Here is a 15,065-nt window from a genome sequence, read left to right as displayed (position 1 = left end):
GCCAAATGAACTGCTGTGGAGGAGAAGATGGATACTAGCCCGATCATTGCATTGTTAAACCGTATATATGAAGGCCAGCGTCCGCTGTTCGGCGATGTGCCAGAATTAGAAGAAGTGTGGCAGGACGTTGAACGGTTCCAGTTCTTCTCCCAGTTGTATCATTTGATTCGTTCGAAGGAACTGCACGAGGAGCTGCCCGAATGGTTCATGAAGGAGCTTAAGCTGCGCGCCGATGCCATATTGTTTCAGAATATGCTCATTCGCGGCGAGATGAACAAGCTGCTGCGCGTGTTCGACAAGGCTGGCATTGACGTCATTGTATTGAAAGGCATTCGTTTGGCGGAGCAGTACTTCGGCCATTTTGCCGCAAGGCCAACGACGGATGTTGACCTGCTTGTGCGGCCTGACCGTCTAGAGGAAGCGCATGCGCTTTTGGAGCGGGAAGGATTCTGCAAGCAGGATGAGGATGATGGCTCGCATTTTCATTTTTTGTATAACAAAATGTTCGATAATGTGATGTTTCCCTTCCTAGGAGTGGAGCTCCATTGGAATATATTGCGGTCCCACATATCAGATACAGCCGTCGATGACAGTTGGGACAGAGCTTTGCCGCTCCGGGGCTACCAGCATGTGAAAGAGATGGCGGCGCAGGATGTGTTCTATCATGTTTGCCTGCATGGCTATAATCACGACATGCTTTCCCTGAAGCAAGTCCATGATATCGTCCATCTTGTGTATGGGATTGGGGAACAAATTGATTACGGTGCGTTATTCAAGAAAGCAAAACAAGATGGCAACTACGCTAAGGTTCTCATTGTGCTATCTCTCGTTTACCGCCTATTCCCGCAGTTACAAGCTCACAAGCCGCTGCCCAAAACACGCCATTGGCCGTTCTGGAGCATGCAGCTCGTACGGGATATGGCGCAGGGGCAGAAGAAGTGGCGTTATTATATGTTCCGTTTAATGTCGGTAGCAGTGAGCTATGACTCGAACAAACATCGATTAGCTCATTTGCGTTATATGCTGTTGCCGCCAAGAGACTTTGCAATGAATCAGCTCAAGGAAGGCCAGAGCCCTTCGTTGGCTGTCGTATATGCACGAATATACCGCAATCGGATGCGGCTGTTATTGAAGCTAAGCCCTGCCAAAGAGAAGTCAAGGAGCCGAACCCAATTATGAAAACCTCTATAAAGAAGCGGATTCTAGTTACAGCTTCGATCAGCCTAGGCGTGTTGATTCTTATCGCTTCAGGGATCGTCTGGTACGCCTACCACTCCTTCAAAAGCACAGCAGATGACATGTATGAGCCAGTCGTCAAGCCGGTTTATGTCAGCAAGGATAAGGAAGTGCCGAAGAAGCCGGCCGAAACGGCCAATAAAGACCCATTCACCGTCCTCGTGCTTGGCGTAGATGAACGGAAGAACGATGCGGGGCGGTCGGATACGATGATTGTCCTATCCGTCAATCCACAGAAGCATGACCTGCTGATGTTCAATATTCCAAGGGACACGCGAACGCAGATTGTAGGGCATGGCACCGTGGACAAAATCAACCATGCGTACGCATTCGGCGGTGTCAGTATGTCTCTCCAAACGGTGGAGCAGTTTCTCGATTACCCAATCGATTATTACGTCAAGGTGAATATGGAAGGCTTCTCGCGTATCGTCGATGTGCTAGGCGGGGTAGAAGTCGACAATCCATTCAGCTTCGACTATATAGGGCATCACTTTGAGAAGGGAAAGATTTCGCTTAATGGGGAGGAAGCGCTCGCTTTTTCCCGTATGCGGTATGATGACCCTAGGGGCGATCTCGGGCGGAATGCGCGGCAGCGCAGCATCATTCAGAACATGATGAAGGATGCGCTGAAGTTTACGAACCTAACTAAGGCGAATGACCTGCTGGCTGAGCTTGGCCAACAAGTGAAAACAAACGTCACGTTTGGCGATATGAAACGGTTCGCTACGGACTATCAGTCGCATATTGAGAAGATTGAGACGATAGAAATAGCCGGCAGTGGCCAGCGGATCAATGGCATTTGGTATCTGCTTGTAGCCGATGCAGAGAAAGCACGCATTCATCAATTGCTTAAAATTCACCAGCTTCAAGCGCCTGTAACATCAGTTGGGACCGACGCAACAAGTGCAGGCTCCTAATCTCTCGTTATCGAACTCCCGCCTGCCGGAATGTACTAGTTAATGAAGCGACGGCATTCCCGGCCTATTCGGATCATATAAAAGCCAATCGTGTGCACAGCATCCAGCAGAAGTTAACAGAAGGGCAGGTTACCTCCGGTTCATATCAAGCTTAGAGCTAATCTATGCTTGACATGATACAATTTGTATCGTAAATTTAAGGAAAGCGAGGTGGTTCTATGAAGAGCTATGTGGCTCCGAGAATGCTGATGCATCAGTCGGTCGAATTCGGCACGACAAATATCAGCAACAGCTGGTTCTACAAATGGTGTGAATGCTGGGATTTCAAGCCGTTGATTTGCTGGATATTCCATAAACCAGGGCATGGCGGCGGACCCCGCGGACCTTCTGGTCCTTCGTTCCCAGGGTATGGCGGCGGTCCAGGCGGCGGCGGACACGGTCACTAGCAGCATCAAGCAATGCACCGGCAAAGCGGACTGCAGAGGTCCGCTTTTGCTATTTAATATTAAAAGACGAAATATTCTAACAACTAAAAATATAAGATTCGACATATAAGCGAGGTTACGATATGTATCGTTCAACGGTGAAAGTTGCGGATCATACGATAGGGTTTAACCTGCAGACCTCCCATTTGCAAGAATGGGTAGAGAAGCGGTTCCGAAAGGTTGAGATGGCGCTTGGAGCAGAATGTGATCTAGAAATAACGGTAAACGATTTTTATGGCACGATGTATGACGATGGGCCTACCGAGATTGAAGAAACTGAAGAAGCTATTATTTATACGAGGGCTGATTATAAGCTGTGCGTGAAGCATGATTATAGCCGTGCAGTTCTTCATGTCTATGACCAGCTTGCGATTAAGCACGGCATTATCAACTGGTACAGCGCATGGCTCGTCCACCGCCGCAAAGGGCTGCTTATCCATTCTTCCTGCATCGTGGAGCATGGCAAAGCATGGCTGTTCGCAGGGCATTCCGGAGCAGGCAAGTCAACGGTAGCCGAGCTGTCGATCCCAAGGCCCGTACTATCGGATGAAGCGACGCTGTTGCTGTTCGATGATGACGGCTCAGCCATCGTACATGACTCGCCGCTTCGAAGCGATCTAGAGGAGCCGTGTGAGGTGCTTGCGAGCCCGCTCGGCGGCATCCATTTTCTTAATCAGTCGGAGCAGGTGTTTCGGATAAGCGTCAGCAAGGTCGATACGCTCGTGCTTCTGATGGATAAAGTGTTCTATTGGAAGCATAACCGGCTTGAGACGGCGAAGCTGATTGCATTGTGCAAGCAAGTAGCGGAAAGCGTGCCAGCGTTTCAATTGCATTTTCAAAAAAATGATACCTTCTGGGGGCAAATCTCATGACGAAGCTACAACACCAAACTTTAGTACGCCAAGAAAATATCGAGACGGCAGAGCTGGACGGGGAGTGGGTTCTGCTTAATATTGAGACGCATTCCATTACGAAGCTCAACGAGCTGGGCGGCAGCATCTGGTCGTTGCTGGAGCAGTACCCAACCATTCCGGAGCTGACGGACCAAATTGTAGCGGAATATGGCGTTGACCGCGTAATGGTGGAGCAGGATATTGAATTGTTTGTAACGGAGCTCATCGGAGTAGGGCTGTTGCAATATGCATGATATCGCTCCGCTCGTGGCGGGCTGGATCGACCAACGCGGCCGAATCGAGCTTCCGTCCTTCGGAATAAGCATGTATCCCTTAATCCAGCAAGGGAATGTAAGTACGTTCGTGAAAGTTTCTCCAGAAGAGCTTCGAATTGGGGATGTATGCTTGTTCATTACCCAGCAGGAATTGATGGTTGCGCATCGCCTGCGGGCGATTGTGGCGAAGGATAACGAGACGCAATATATTTTCAAAGGCGATACGAGCTACGTTAGCGACGACCCCGTTCCTTATAAAAGGATTATCGGCCGATTCGTTGGGGTGAAGCGCAATGGCGCATGGATAACTGCAGACAATTGGAAGTTTAGGTTATTCAGCTGGCTTGCGATGCATATGCCCAAGTGGCCAGGCCTGATGAATCGGTATATACGAAGAAGGTGGGGACATGCGTAGCACAAGGCACGGGCGCGGCGCTGGGAAGCGCTCGGAGCTTCAAGCTGGCGACCAGTATTTGGCGCAGGTGCTGAAGAGCAGTTGGCTGCGCCTTAAGGCAGACCTGAATGAGCAGCTGCGATTTGAAAGCTGTGAAGTTGTGTTTACGCAGGATGGCTTATTCGTAATTGGGCAGCAGCGGACGTTGTATCACATGATCGCCAAACCAACGATACGCGGCGTGGGCATTCGGGAAGCCGTCGGAGGCGCTGCGCTGGTGTTTCAGACGCAAGAAGGCGAGCGGGAAGCGGCTCGGTTTACGCTTCCTTATATTGAAGCGTTCCGCCAAGCGATGCCGGCGATTCAGGCGTGGATCGAAGCGGAGCCAGAGCACGAGGATACGAAGAGGCAGCGAGGGGCTGCTTCGGCAGCGCATAGCCAAGGACAAGCGCAAGAAGGGAAACATGTTTGTGCGAGCTGTGGGAAACGCACGCTCCCTGGCAGGCGCAAATGCATGCGTTGCAGCAGCAAGTTCGCCATGATGCGTCGGATCGTCGCTTATTGCAGGCCTTACCGAAAGCCAATGATGTACAGCGGCGCACTCGTGCTCATCGCGATCTCGATTGAGCTCGTTCCCGCTTATCTTATCAAACTTATTATCGATGCGGTGACTTCTCCTGATGAGGGCAGCCGCTCGGCGATCGTTTGGCTGACGGTTGGCTTGGCGGTCGCGCATGTTCTCAGTTCAGGCATCCAAGTGATCAACAATTACTTGGGCGTCCGAATTGGCGGGCAACTGATGGGCGATATCCGGCGGGATATGTTTGGCGCTCTGATGAAGCTATCGATGCGTTTTTTTGATCGGCGCCAAGTGTCGCAATTTATCGGGCGGATTCAAGGGGATACGGAGGAACTCAAAAACTTCCTGACCTCAGGCATGATCCAAATTGCGATGCAAATCGTGCTGGCAACGGGCATTCTAGGCTTGCTGTTCATCCTGAACTGGCAGATTACCCTAATGATTCTTATCCCGCTGCCCATCGCGGCTGGCATCTTTTTCTGGCTATGGCCGAAGCTAAATTCTTTATGGTATTCGCAATGGCAAGCAGCAATCACCGTGCAAAATGTGATTGGTGAAGCGCTGCAGGGCATTCGAGTGATCAAAGCGTTCGCGCAGGAACAAACGGAACGCGAGCGCTTTGATCGGGCGAATCAGAATCTTATTTCACGCATGGTGTCCATGAGCAATCTATGGATGAGCGTATCGCCTATTCTTTCGCTGGTTATTGCGTTGTTCGGCATTGTCGTATGGTACGCGGGTGGCCGGGCTGTACTGGATGGGCACATGACTGTCGGTACGCTGACAGCATATACGACTTATATCATTATGTTCCTAGGTCCTGTGCAAGGGTTCGGTTCTTCGCTCGGCACGATCAATCGCGTGCTCGGCTCGGGTGAGCGCGTATTCGAAATTATAGATGCGCCAGTGGATGTAGCAGACCGTCCGGATGCTGTAGCTATAGACGAGGTTATGGGAGAAATTCGGCTGGAGGATGTGCAATTCGGCTATGAGCAAGATCGCCAAGTGTTGCACGGCATCGATCTGACAATTCGCGCAGGCGAGATGATCGGCCTCGTCGGGCCATCTGGTGCAGGCAAGTCGACCCTGATTAATCTCATCTGCCGATTTTACGATCCGGATCAAGGGCGAATTACATTGGACGGCTGCGATCTGCGGGATATGAAGCAGGAGAGCTTGCGCAGCCACATCGGCGTGGTGCTGCAAGAGACGTTTCTATTCGACGGCTCGATCGCCCAAAATATCGCTTATGGCGTTGCTGGCGCTACGCCCGAGCAAATTATGGAGGCGGCGCGCATCGCTAATGCACACGCGTTTATTACTCGCCTGCCGGAGGGTTACGACACGCAAGTTGGCGAGCGCGGGCATCGCTTGTCCGGCGGGGAGAAGCAGCGCATTGCGATCGCCCGTGCGGTGCTGCGCAACCCGAGGCTGCTCATACTCGACGAGGCGACAGCTTCGGTCGATACCGAGACGGAGCGCGAGATCCAAGAAGCGCTTGCCCGGCTCGTGCAAGGGCGAACGACGATTGCGATTGCGCATCGTTTGTCTACGCTTAGGGGAGCGGATCGGTTGGTCGTGCTTGAGCAGGGCCGAATTGCAGAAGTAGGCCCGCACGATGAACTCTATGCACGTCGCGGAACGTATTACAGGCTGGTCGAAGCGCAGAAGCAACTAACGCATGCGGTGCCATCGGAGGTAGGGTAGGATGAGCAATCTCGTATATTTGAATCGTTCGAAGCCTGTTATTCGATTATTCCGTTCGCTAACAGGAGCTTTATCTATCGAAATCGATCAGGATTCTTACAGCAAAATCTCGCTCGTACGCTGTTTCCCTTACACCATTCCGAATAAGCACATTAGTGTCAAGTCGGATAACGGGGCAGAGCTTTACACGATTGACTGTTTATCGCAGTTATCGGAAGAGAGCCGCTTTGTGGCAGAGGAGGCGCTGCGGGAGCGGTATATGATCCCTCGCATTACGCGAATTGTTTCGATTAAGAAACGCGGCTCCCATTGGTCTTGGTCAGTGGATACGGAATATGGGGTGACGCGGCTTATGATGATGAACTTGCATGAAAGCATTCGCCAAGTGGCGCCAGGCCGTTGGATTGTGACGGACCAAGACGGACGCCGGTTTGAATTTAAGCAAGATGAATCGCTGGATACGAATAGCAGGAAGCAGTGGAGCACGATTAAATTTCAATAACGGAAGAAGAGGGCAGCCCACAGGCGGCCCTCTTCTTCCGTTTATTCGCCATGCGGCAGAAGGAGCAGAGAAAATGGAATTTAACGAGTTGCCAGGCAGCGGGCAGGTATGGCTGCATATGAGACAGCCTTCTTCAACGTATTTATCAATTATTACGGGACGGGCGGGAGCATCAATCACGAGCCGCCGGACACCGGTCTTGCTGACGCAGCTATCGGTGACAGGCGTTCGGTTTATGACCTATTTGCGCTTTCCCGTTGATGAAGGCTATAAAGTGAACCTTCACATTGTTTTTCGCGAGTGGGAGTTTGGGCTGCTTGGCCGCATTACGATGCGGCAGCGCGAGGATAACATGTTGATGTATGAGTGCGCTATTGACCCTGATCCCGCCATTCGCAAGGCGATAGCAGGCGCGATGCTGGACTTGGTAAGGTCTGCCGATCCTGATGGCCCGGATATGCAATCTTTATTTTGGCGAATAAGCGGATAATCCTCTCATAGGATAGACTATGGGGGCATGTCTAACGGCAATGGCTATCGTGCAGATAGCTAGTTAGCTCCCCGGAACGGGGGGGAAGGGAATGTGGCGAAGGCGGAGAATGCAGCCCTGGCTGCGCTTGATGGGATTGGCAGCCGTAGTCGTATTCGTCGGGTGGCTGACAATTGGAGGCCTGAGAGCTGTTACCTCGCAAGGCAGTGCTGATGGAGCGGCGCAGGTTGTTGAGCAATTTTATGAGCTGGAGCAGAGCGGCGATTTCGGCAGCTCATGGGAGCTGTTTCACCCGGTGATGCAGGAGCATTTTACGAAGGACAAATATATTCAGCAGCGTGCCCATATCCTCATGCAGGACTTCCAGTCTAAGACATTCGAGTTTTCGATTGGAAGCCCGAAGCCTGTTGGCGAGTTTCGCGCCACACAAGCATCAGAGCCATTGCAGGATGTTTACAAAATAGAGGTAACGCAGTCGTTCCATAGTTTGTATGGCCCGTTCGAGCTCGTGCAAGATTGTTATGCAGTTAAAGTTGATGGGAAATGGACACTGCTGTGGCAATGGGAGGCGAAGGAATAGTTATAGGAATGATGGTTGATAGAACGACAATAGTCGGGTAAATCTCTTGACAGAAATCGATATTTGTCATAAATTTAACGTAAAGGATACGTAATGTAGCATTTATGCGATTTATGATACATATAGTATAATACAGTTTGTCATATAAGGAGAGATGCACGGCTATGTTATCAAATGATGATCGTTTCTATTGTGTCTGTTGCGGGCAGCTATTAGAGAAAAAAGAAGCAGACGTATTGTTCCGTACAGGATATTTTCGAGTCGTCCATCAGCTAGGCTGCTGCTTGGCTTGCGAGTTGAAACAGAGCCACGCCGCCGACCTTCCGGATCATCAACATTTGCGGACTAATCATTCGCATCAAGATAGCCTACCGCTTGCTTCCACGACCTCCCTTGACGATCACAGCAACCCTGCTGCAACGGTGATTGAGCCCAATAGCATGACGCATTGGGACCAAATGTTCAAATCGGACCGAGTCGCTTCGGTTTCCGTCTTTCATTAAAGGTTCGTCGGCCGCTTTTGGGAGCGCGCCGGCGGACCTTAAGTTTTTTTAAACTCATTTCTTACTAGGCGCAGGATCGTGTATAATATAAAAATTGGAAGACAAAGTGAGGGAGGCAGCCTAAATGAGTGCACCGGTTGTCCAGTTGTCGAACGTTACGAAACGAATCGGCAATCGGACTATTATTGACCAATTATCGCTTGACCTGCAGCCTGGCGAAGTTTACGGCTTTCTAGGCCCTAACGGTTCTGGCAAGACGACGACGATCCGCATGATGGTTGGCTTGATGAAGCTGTCCGGCGGGGAAATTAGGATTAAAGGCCATAGCATACAGGGCGATTACGAGAAGGCGATTCGGCAAGTTGGGGCAATCGTCGAAAACCCTGAAATGTATAAGTATTTGTCCGGTTACAAAAACTTGCTCCACTTCGCGCGCATGGTGCCTGGCATTACGCGCCAGCGCATCGATGAAGTGGTTAAACTGGTCGGGCTGCAAGCCCGCATTCATGATAAAGTGAAAACTTATTCATTGGGGATGCGCCAACGCCTCGGTGTTGCACAAGCGATCATGCATAAGCCATCGCTGCTTATTCTCGATGAGCCGACGAACGGGTTGGATCCTGTCGGCATTCGCGAACTGCGCGATTACTTGCGCAAGCTGGCCAAGGAAGAGGGCATTACCGTATTCGTATCCAGCCACTTGTTGAGCGAGATGGAGCTGATGTGTGATCGCGTTGCGATTATTCAAAACGGCAAACTCGTCGATCAACGGATTATTTCGCAGGAAGGGCCAGCAGCGGATGCGTTATTGACGTATCGCTTCGAGGTTGACCGTCCTGAGGATGCTGCTGCCTTGCTAACGGGCCATCGTACCAAGGTAGATAGCAGCGCTGTTGAGTTAGAAGCGAATCGGGAAGAGGCAGCCTCCATTAATGCGCAGTTCGTTGCTTCCGGAATTAAGGTATACGGCTTCCGCGTGCAGAGCAAATCGCTGGAAGAACAGTTCCTTGAGATCACGGGAGGTGAGACGGTTGGGTAATTTTATGGATTTGGTTCGCAATGAGAACATGAAGATCTACTCACGCATGCGTACATGGATCATGATGGGAATTCTTCTGGTCCTCATGCTGTTGTTATCAATTATCTTCGCGAATGTGGATGAAGAGATACTGTCCATGTGGGATGTGTTTTTTAGTGCATCTACCCTTGGATTCATGTTCGTGACCATCTTTACCGTCGTCGTATCCGCGGACAGTGTAGCAGGGGAGTTCTCCACGGGGACGATTAAGCTGCTAATGATTCGGCCATGGTCGCGCTCTAAGATCTTGTTGTCCAAGTACGTCTCGCTCATTCAGTTCGCTTTGTTCTTTTCAGTCGTACTGTTTGTTTGGTTGTACATATGGGAAGGAATATTTTTCGGCTTTAGTGCAGGACATACGAATAATGCGATCTCGGGAGCGATTTCGGGCTCGATCTGGAGCTATGTTTTCAAATATTACGGGTTGGAATTTATCGGTGTGATCTTTACGGTAACCATCTCCTTCTTGTTATCGACCGTATTTCGCAGTGGGGGCCTGGCGATTGGCTTGTCCATTTTAATGATGTTCGCCAGCAGTATCTTGTCCGAAATTCTGTCTATTGTCGATCAAGGATGGGTTCAGTATTTGTGGTTTATGCAGACGGATCTGCTCCAATATCTCAACAACAATGAGCATGAACACACGCTTGGCTTCTCGCTCGGCGTATTGGGCGTCTACTACATCGTGTTCATTGCGGTTACCTGGATTCTGTTCAACAAGCGCGATATTGCGACGTAACGCTCTTATTGCGAATGATGCAATAAAAGCGCAAGAGATCGGTCCCGTGCCTGCAGATTATTTGCAGGTACGGGACCGCTTTTGTGTTAGCCCAAGGCATGCGCATGCGAGCGCGAATAGGGCAGGGGAATCTACCCTATCCGGCGCAGAAGCGCCCGCAAAAAAGAGGCCGTCCCCAGCCAAGGGACGGCCTCTTCGTTATGTGTAAGCTAGGCGCTCAAGCGGCAACCTAGCCCGCTTGAGCTTGGCGCTTTTCTTTCGAGGACTGCTGCGGTTGCTGGTCCGCACGGGCCTGCGGTTCCGAGTCGAGAAGCGAGCGGGAGCGGGCCTGCTCCTGCGTGCGTTCCATTCGGCATGCGCCGGTGAAGATGCCGCCGTCTTGCATGACGAACGACTGCGCACTAATGTTGCCGTGCAACTGGCCAGTCGCTGTTATCGTCAGGCGGCCTTTGGTTACCACATCGCCATACACTTTGCCTGCGATTGTAATATCGCGTGCACTAATGTTAGAGCGCGCAACGCCGCATTCGCCAACGATAACATCCCCTAGACATTCAATATCCCCGCGGTATTCGCCCTCGATGCGAAGCCCAGCCTCGCACACCATTTTCCCTTCAACATGCGTCCCTTGGCCAATTAAGGTGTCGGTCAAGTTTAGACGCTTCGTATCTTTGAACATGGATACCCCCTAAAAGTGGTTATGACCTATTCAATTAGACAAATAACGCAGCGGGTTAACCGGTTCGTCGTGCTGCATCACCTGAAAATGCAGGTGGGCGCCAGTGCTGCGGCCTGTGCTGCCCATCAAGCCGATTTTTTCACCGCGGACGACCTCGTCACCAGAGGAGGCTTCGATCCGCGATAGATGCATATAGATCGTTTTCAAACCATTATGGTGATTAATGACGACAAATCTGCCGCGGCTTCCGTCTTGTCCAGTTTCCTCTACAGTTCCATCAGCTGCGCTGAAGACAGCATCCCCAACGTTGCCGCCAATATCAACCCCTGCATGAAAGGTGGATTTGCCGGTGAAGGGGTCGACTCTGTAACCGAAACCGGATGTAAACGTAGCGGATGATTTGGCCGGCCACCCTGTAGGGAGGGCGTCCAGTTCCGCTTGCCTTGCTTGCGCTTGCTTGACCGATTGCTCCATCGTCAATTCCATCGTGTCAACGAGAGAGCTGATCTGGCGAAAATCAAGGCCCGACTGTTCCGCCTTCATGATCAAATCGCGTGCTTCCTGTGCATTGGGAGTGGCGGAAGAGGACGTCTCCGTAAGCCGCCCGTACTGCTCGATGAAGGTTTTCAGCTTATTCTCCAGCTCATGCAGATCGTTAATCTTGCCCTTCAGCTCCTGGGTTTGGCGATTCAGCCTGCCGATCTCCTCTTGGAGTGTCCCAATGGAATCGTCTTTGCCATTCACCGTTTGGGAGAATGAGTTTGATTGCTGCGACATTTCGTCGTGAAGCGAATCAATCTTGAAGGAGGATCGAATCTGGATCGCCGCGATACATCCTGATAAGGCAAGGACGGCTGCAGCTGGAGCGGCGACGACAGACCGTTTGGATACCTTGAACTGTTTGACCGATTGTTCGGCGCCGCGCATCAGTACGAAGGACCATTTCGGCTTTGGCGACCGTTTCACTAAGCTGTACTCCTTTCTGCCGGCAAGTGCGTATTCGAACGTTCTAACTCTATTTATTCGGGCTGTCTACAATTCATGTCTCCAAAATACAACCAGGCTGCGCACGCAAGAAAGGCAATGCTTGTCCTTTCCGCACTATGGCGAGGGCTTCGATTGGCTGACAAAATCATAAATCGGACGAAGCAGCTGCGGTTTCACCGTCTGAAGCAAATCGCCACGGCTTGCTAGGCGCCCCTCGATCGTCAACAGATTAAAATCTGCAATTCGGGCGCCATCCCTCACCTCATCCCACGTAAGCGGCGTTGACACAGTCGCGCCAATCCTTGCCCGCGGGGTGTAGGGCGCCGCGATCGTTTTGCCCGCGTAGTGCTGCAAGTAATCGATATAAATGCGATCGCCGCGATTCGCTTTCAGCCGCTCAATCGTGAATAGCTCTGGGTGAACCTGCGTCAAGTATGTCCCGACAAAAAGGCCAATGGTCCGCAGCTCGTCGAACGTAACGTCACCTGCAGAGGGCACAATCAATTGCACGCCTGTTGCACCGGATGTTTTTGGAACCGACGCCAATCCGATGCTCCGAAGCAAGTCACCTACAAGAATCGCTGCCTCCATAATGCGCGGCTCCTCCTCTAATGAAGGATCAAGATCGATGACCCATTCACTTGGGAATAGGGACTCGCCGATGCGGTCGAAAGAGGCATGGAATTCCAAGCATGCGAGGTTTCCGAGCCAGAGCAGCGTAGCAAGCGAATCGAGCTGAACGTAGCGAATGCCTCCTTGCTCTGCGGTTTGGACGAAGGCGGGCGCAGGCTCGGGACAATTTTTTTGGTAAAAAGACTCCCCATGAACGCCACCCGGCCAACGAATCGTCGTCAAATAGCGGCCCCGGCAATGCGTTATTAAATAAGGGGAAAGCGCGATAAGCTTCTCCAAATACATCAGCTTCGTGATGCCCAGCTCCGGCCATAGCAGCTTGGCGGGGTTACTGATGGCCACTTGCTCGCCGTCTACTGTAATGGTTCCTTTGCGGCTTGCGCTCATCGTCGTCTAGCTCCTTCTGTGTTTTGCCGTATGCAATGCAATTCGATATACGCAGTATCGGCATACGCTTAGCGGTGCAAACCTAGCGAATCCCAAGCGGCCGGCGTTCCATGCAGGTATAGAACGAGCCTAAGCGGCAAAGCTGAATGCAGATAGGTAATAGCGTTCGGATCGTAGGGAGAAAGGGGAAAGAGATGGCCAAAAAGCACAGCTGGTCGATCAACCATCCGATAGAGCCATTCGAGCCAATAGCAGCTGATGCGGTGCCGAGTGGCGATGAATGGGTGTACCAGATCAAATGGGACGGCGTTAGAATGCTTGTCTATGCCGATCAAGAGGGATGCGAGTTGTTTAATCGGCACGGCAACAAGCGAACGCCATTATACCCGGAATTGGCGGATTGGAGCAGCTATTGTACAGCACAGTCCGTTCTCCTCGATGGTGAGGTCATTGCACTTGGTGCAGATGGCAAGCCGTCATTCCACGAAGTTATGCGCCGCGATGGCATCCGCCGGCCTGACCGATTGTCGGCCGCAATTCAGGAGGTGCCGATTGCCTATATGGCATTCGATCTGCTTTATTGCGATGGCCAATGGTGGACAGGCAAGCCATTCAGTGAGCGGCAAGAGAAGCTTTGGTCGATTATCCAGCCTAATCGAACTGTCCAACTAGTGCCAACCGTGACGGAAGGGAATCTGTTGCTGCAACTAACGGCAAGCCAAGGGTTAGAGGGAATCGTTGCTAAGAAAGCCGGCAGCACTTACTCGCTTGGAGGCAAGGATAACCGCTGGCTCAAAATCAAGCATTGGGGCGATGTGGCTGCCGTCATCGGCGGGTATACGACGAATGATGATGGCATAGTGAATGCGCTGCTTGCCGGGCTTTTTGATGCGGAGGGACGGCTGCATTTTATCGGAAAAGTTGGATCAGGCCGCTTGAAACGGGCGGAGTGGGCGGCGCTCTCGGACGTTTTCGCGCCTGCACGCCGAGTCAGCAGCCCCTTCGCCCAGCGCCACCGCGATATGGCAGGGGCAGTATGGGTAGAGCCCCTGCTAACGATGCGCCTACAATATGCAGAGTGGCGGTGGCAGGAAGGCCGGCAGTTGAGGCAGCCGACACTGCAAGCGTTTTTGGATGTGCCGCCGCATAGCTGTGTGCTGCCAGGTTAGAATGGAAGGAGGGTGCCCCTAAGTTTATGCTTTAGGGACACCCTCTTCGGTGTTTATTGCCTATTAAGGTTTAAACCAAGCGCCGCCGGTGCCATCATATTTGCGGCCGAACGTAATTAGCGGTGTTTTATCCTCTTTTTTAACCATAAAGGCGACCCATCCGCTATTGGAGGCGCCGACGTATAAATTCGCAGAAAGTGCAGGCTCCGGCTCCACGACAAATGGCGTTTCGTAATCTTTTCCTGATGAAGATACTAAAGTGAATTGGACGCCATTAAGGTTTACGGCCGCATCACTTTTCGTATTTTTGAGCACCTTGAAGTTAAATTTAGCAAGCATATATTCGTATCCTGCAGTAGCGGGCTCGTTAAATTGATTGGCTTTTGCGAGCATCTCAGCAGCCTGGTCTCCGCGAATCGTTTCCTGCAATGTGATCTCCGCTGTGTAAGTGCCAGAGAGGATGTCATCTGTTTTAAAGGTTACGGGAGTATTGAGCGGTGCTGGCGTGTTTCGTGATGACCCTACTTTAGAGGCAGGCGCGGTGGAAGTGGCAGACTTGCTTGTGATCGTCACTGTACCCGTCTTGGCGTCTACTTTGTAGTTTGCTCCAAGAGCTTCCACAGATTTCAAAGGTATGTATGTCGTGCCGTTAATGACTTTTGGTTCGAGTGCCGTGCTTTTTCCATCGATGACGAGTTTCATTTTGGTTGCTGCGTAGCCGCCGGCTGCAGCCGAGAAGACCATAAGCGACGCGATGGCCCCTGTAATGAATACTTTTTTCTTCAACATTTTCAACCTTTCCCCCTACTCATTTCTGCTAGCTGTGATTCC

18 protein-coding genes are annotated in these 15,065 nt (G+C 51.5%); 14 read left to right on the top strand and 4 right to left on the bottom strand.

Going from position 1 to position 15,065, the window contains the following annotated elements; genetic code table 11:
• Positions 1-27 precede the first annotated feature (27 nt).
• The 13 genes from GON22_RS20125 (at position 28) to GON22_RS20065 (ending at position 10,379) form a co-directional block, all read left to right on the top strand.
• On the top strand, positions 28-1,179 hold the full coding sequence (locus GON22_RS20125; protein WP_160397908.1) for a nucleotidyltransferase domain-containing protein: 1,152 nt from the start codon (positions 28-30) through the stop codon (positions 1,177-1,179).
• Positions 1,176-2,153: an LCP family glycopolymer transferase gene (locus GON22_RS20120; RefSeq protein ID WP_160397907.1), complete on the top strand. Its 978-nt coding sequence runs from the start codon at positions 1,176-1,178 to the stop codon at positions 2,151-2,153. Before GON22_RS20125 ends, GON22_RS20120 begins: the two co-directional genes overlap by 4 nt.
• A 218-nt stretch (positions 2,154-2,371) precedes the next feature.
• On the top strand, positions 2,372-2,599 hold the full coding sequence (locus tag GON22_RS20115; RefSeq protein ID WP_160397906.1) for a hypothetical protein: 228 nt from the start codon (positions 2,372-2,374) through the stop codon (positions 2,597-2,599).
• A gap of 122 nt (positions 2,600-2,721) precedes the next feature.
• Entirely contained in the window at positions 2,722-3,510 is a 789-nt protein-coding gene (locus GON22_RS20110) for a hypothetical protein (protein ID WP_160397905.1), read from the top strand.
• Positions 3,507-3,785 carry a PqqD family protein gene (locus tag GON22_RS20105; protein ID WP_160397904.1) on the top strand — a complete coding sequence of 93 codons (279 nt, stop codon included), beginning with the start codon at positions 3,507-3,509 and terminating at the stop codon, positions 3,783-3,785. Before GON22_RS20110 ends, GON22_RS20105 begins: the two co-directional genes overlap by 4 nt.
• Positions 3,778-4,221 (top strand): signal peptidase I, encoded by a 444-nt coding sequence (locus tag GON22_RS20100; RefSeq protein ID WP_160397903.1) that lies wholly within the window; start codon positions 3,778-3,780, stop codon positions 4,219-4,221. Before GON22_RS20105 ends, GON22_RS20100 begins: the two co-directional genes overlap by 8 nt.
• A complete protein-coding gene (locus tag GON22_RS20095) occupies positions 4,214-6,487 on the top strand; it encodes an ABC transporter ATP-binding protein (RefSeq protein WP_160397902.1) in 2,274 nt (757 codons plus the stop codon). The genes GON22_RS20100 and GON22_RS20095 overlap by 8 nt, the downstream gene beginning before the upstream one ends.
• 1 nt (position 6,488) lies before the next feature.
• Positions 6,489-6,989 (top strand): DUF1854 domain-containing protein, encoded by a 501-nt coding sequence (locus GON22_RS20090; RefSeq protein ID WP_160397901.1) that lies wholly within the window; start codon positions 6,489-6,491, stop codon positions 6,987-6,989.
• Between the two features lie 73 nt (positions 6,990-7,062).
• Positions 7,063-7,479, top strand: coding sequence for a hypothetical protein (locus GON22_RS20085; protein ID WP_160397900.1), 417 nt, complete (start codon positions 7,063-7,065; stop codon positions 7,477-7,479).
• 91 nt (positions 7,480-7,570) lie between these two features.
• On the top strand, positions 7,571-8,059 hold the full coding sequence (locus GON22_RS20080; protein ID WP_160397899.1) for a hypothetical protein: 489 nt from the start codon (positions 7,571-7,573) through the stop codon (positions 8,057-8,059).
• Between the two features lie 164 nt (positions 8,060-8,223).
• Positions 8,224-8,562, top strand: a complete 339-nt coding sequence (locus GON22_RS20075) for a hypothetical protein (RefSeq protein ID WP_160397898.1) — start codon at positions 8,224-8,226, stop codon at positions 8,560-8,562.
• Positions 8,563-8,686: 124 nt separating this feature from the next.
• Complete coding sequence (locus GON22_RS20070; protein WP_160397897.1) at positions 8,687-9,601, top strand: ABC transporter ATP-binding protein; 915 nt, start codon at positions 8,687-8,689, stop codon at positions 9,599-9,601.
• Complete coding sequence (locus GON22_RS20065; protein WP_160397896.1) at positions 9,594-10,379, top strand: ABC transporter permease; 786 nt, start codon at positions 9,594-9,596, stop codon at positions 10,377-10,379. The genes GON22_RS20070 and GON22_RS20065 overlap by 8 nt, the downstream gene beginning before the upstream one ends.
• Positions 10,380-10,608: 229 nt before the next feature.
• On the opposite strand, the gene GON22_RS20060 is transcribed toward GON22_RS20065, so the two are convergent.
• From GON22_RS20060 to ligD, 3 genes are all read right to left on the bottom strand, one after another.
• Positions 10,609-11,058, bottom strand: coding sequence for a bactofilin family protein (locus GON22_RS20060; RefSeq protein WP_160397895.1), 450 nt, complete (start codon positions 11,056-11,058; stop codon positions 10,609-10,611).
• 30 nt (positions 11,059-11,088) lie between these two features.
• Positions 11,089-12,024, bottom strand: coding sequence for a peptidoglycan DD-metalloendopeptidase family protein (locus GON22_RS26610; RefSeq protein ID WP_160397894.1), 936 nt, complete (start codon positions 12,022-12,024; stop codon positions 11,089-11,091).
• A gap of 135 nt (positions 12,025-12,159) precedes the next feature.
• Complete coding sequence (gene ligD / locus GON22_RS20050; protein WP_160397893.1) at positions 12,160-13,065, bottom strand: non-homologous end-joining DNA ligase; 906 nt, start codon at positions 13,063-13,065, stop codon at positions 12,160-12,162.
• A 194-nt stretch (positions 13,066-13,259) separates the two neighbouring features.
• Between ligD and GON22_RS20045 the strand changes: the two genes are divergently transcribed.
• Positions 13,260-14,234, top strand: a complete 975-nt coding sequence (locus tag GON22_RS20045; RefSeq protein WP_160397892.1) for an ATP-dependent DNA ligase — start codon at positions 13,260-13,262, stop codon at positions 14,232-14,234.
• A 63-nt stretch (positions 14,235-14,297) separates the two neighbouring features.
• Here GON22_RS20045 and GON22_RS20040 read toward each other — a convergent pair whose 3' ends face one another.
• Positions 14,298-15,023 (bottom strand): stalk domain-containing protein, encoded by a 726-nt coding sequence (locus GON22_RS20040; protein ID WP_160397891.1) that lies wholly within the window; start codon positions 15,021-15,023, stop codon positions 14,298-14,300.
• Between the last annotated feature and the right edge of the window lie 42 nt (positions 15,024-15,065).

Source organism: Paenibacillus sp. MMS18-CY102 (assembly GCF_009789195.1).
Lineage (GTDB): Bacteria > Bacillota > Bacilli > Paenibacillales > Paenibacillaceae > Paenibacillus_T.
This window is presented reverse-complemented; position numbering and strand designations above follow the sequence as displayed.

Coding starts and splice junctions, on each gene's coding strand:
- GON22_RS20125 (WP_160397908.1), top strand. CDS start 28: ATGGATACTAGCCCGATCATTGCATTGTTAAACCGTATATATGAAGGC.
- GON22_RS20120 (WP_160397907.1), top strand. CDS start 1,176: ATGAAAACCTCTATAAAGAAGCGGATTCTAGTTACAGCTTCGATCAGC.
- GON22_RS20115 (WP_160397906.1), top strand. CDS start 2,372: ATGAAGAGCTATGTGGCTCCGAGAATGCTGATGCATCAGTCGGTCGAA.
- GON22_RS20110 (WP_160397905.1), top strand. CDS start 2,722: ATGTATCGTTCAACGGTGAAAGTTGCGGATCATACGATAGGGTTTAAC.
- GON22_RS20105 (WP_160397904.1), top strand. CDS start 3,507: ATGACGAAGCTACAACACCAAACTTTAGTACGCCAAGAAAATATCGAG.
- GON22_RS20100 (WP_160397903.1), top strand. CDS start 3,778: ATGCATGATATCGCTCCGCTCGTGGCGGGCTGGATCGACCAACGCGGC.
- GON22_RS20095 (WP_160397902.1), top strand. CDS start 4,214: ATGCGTAGCACAAGGCACGGGCGCGGCGCTGGGAAGCGCTCGGAGCTT.
- GON22_RS20090 (WP_160397901.1), top strand. CDS start 6,489: ATGAGCAATCTCGTATATTTGAATCGTTCGAAGCCTGTTATTCGATTA.
- GON22_RS20085 (WP_160397900.1), top strand. CDS start 7,063: ATGGAATTTAACGAGTTGCCAGGCAGCGGGCAGGTATGGCTGCATATG.
- GON22_RS20080 (WP_160397899.1), top strand. CDS start 7,571: ATGTGGCGAAGGCGGAGAATGCAGCCCTGGCTGCGCTTGATGGGATTG.
- GON22_RS20075 (WP_160397898.1), top strand. CDS start 8,224: ATGTTATCAAATGATGATCGTTTCTATTGTGTCTGTTGCGGGCAGCTA.
- GON22_RS20070 (WP_160397897.1), top strand. CDS start 8,687: ATGAGTGCACCGGTTGTCCAGTTGTCGAACGTTACGAAACGAATCGGC.
- GON22_RS20060 (WP_160397895.1), bottom strand. CDS start 11,058: ATGTTCAAAGATACGAAGCGTCTAAACTTGACCGACACCTTAATTGGC.
- ligD (WP_160397893.1), bottom strand. CDS start 13,065: ATGAGCGCAAGCCGCAAAGGAACCATTACAGTAGACGGCGAGCAAGTG.
- GON22_RS20045 (WP_160397892.1), top strand. CDS start 13,260: ATGGCCAAAAAGCACAGCTGGTCGATCAACCATCCGATAGAGCCATTC.
- GON22_RS20040 (WP_160397891.1), bottom strand. CDS start 15,023: ATGTTGAAGAAAAAAGTATTCATTACAGGGGCCATCGCGTCGCTTATG.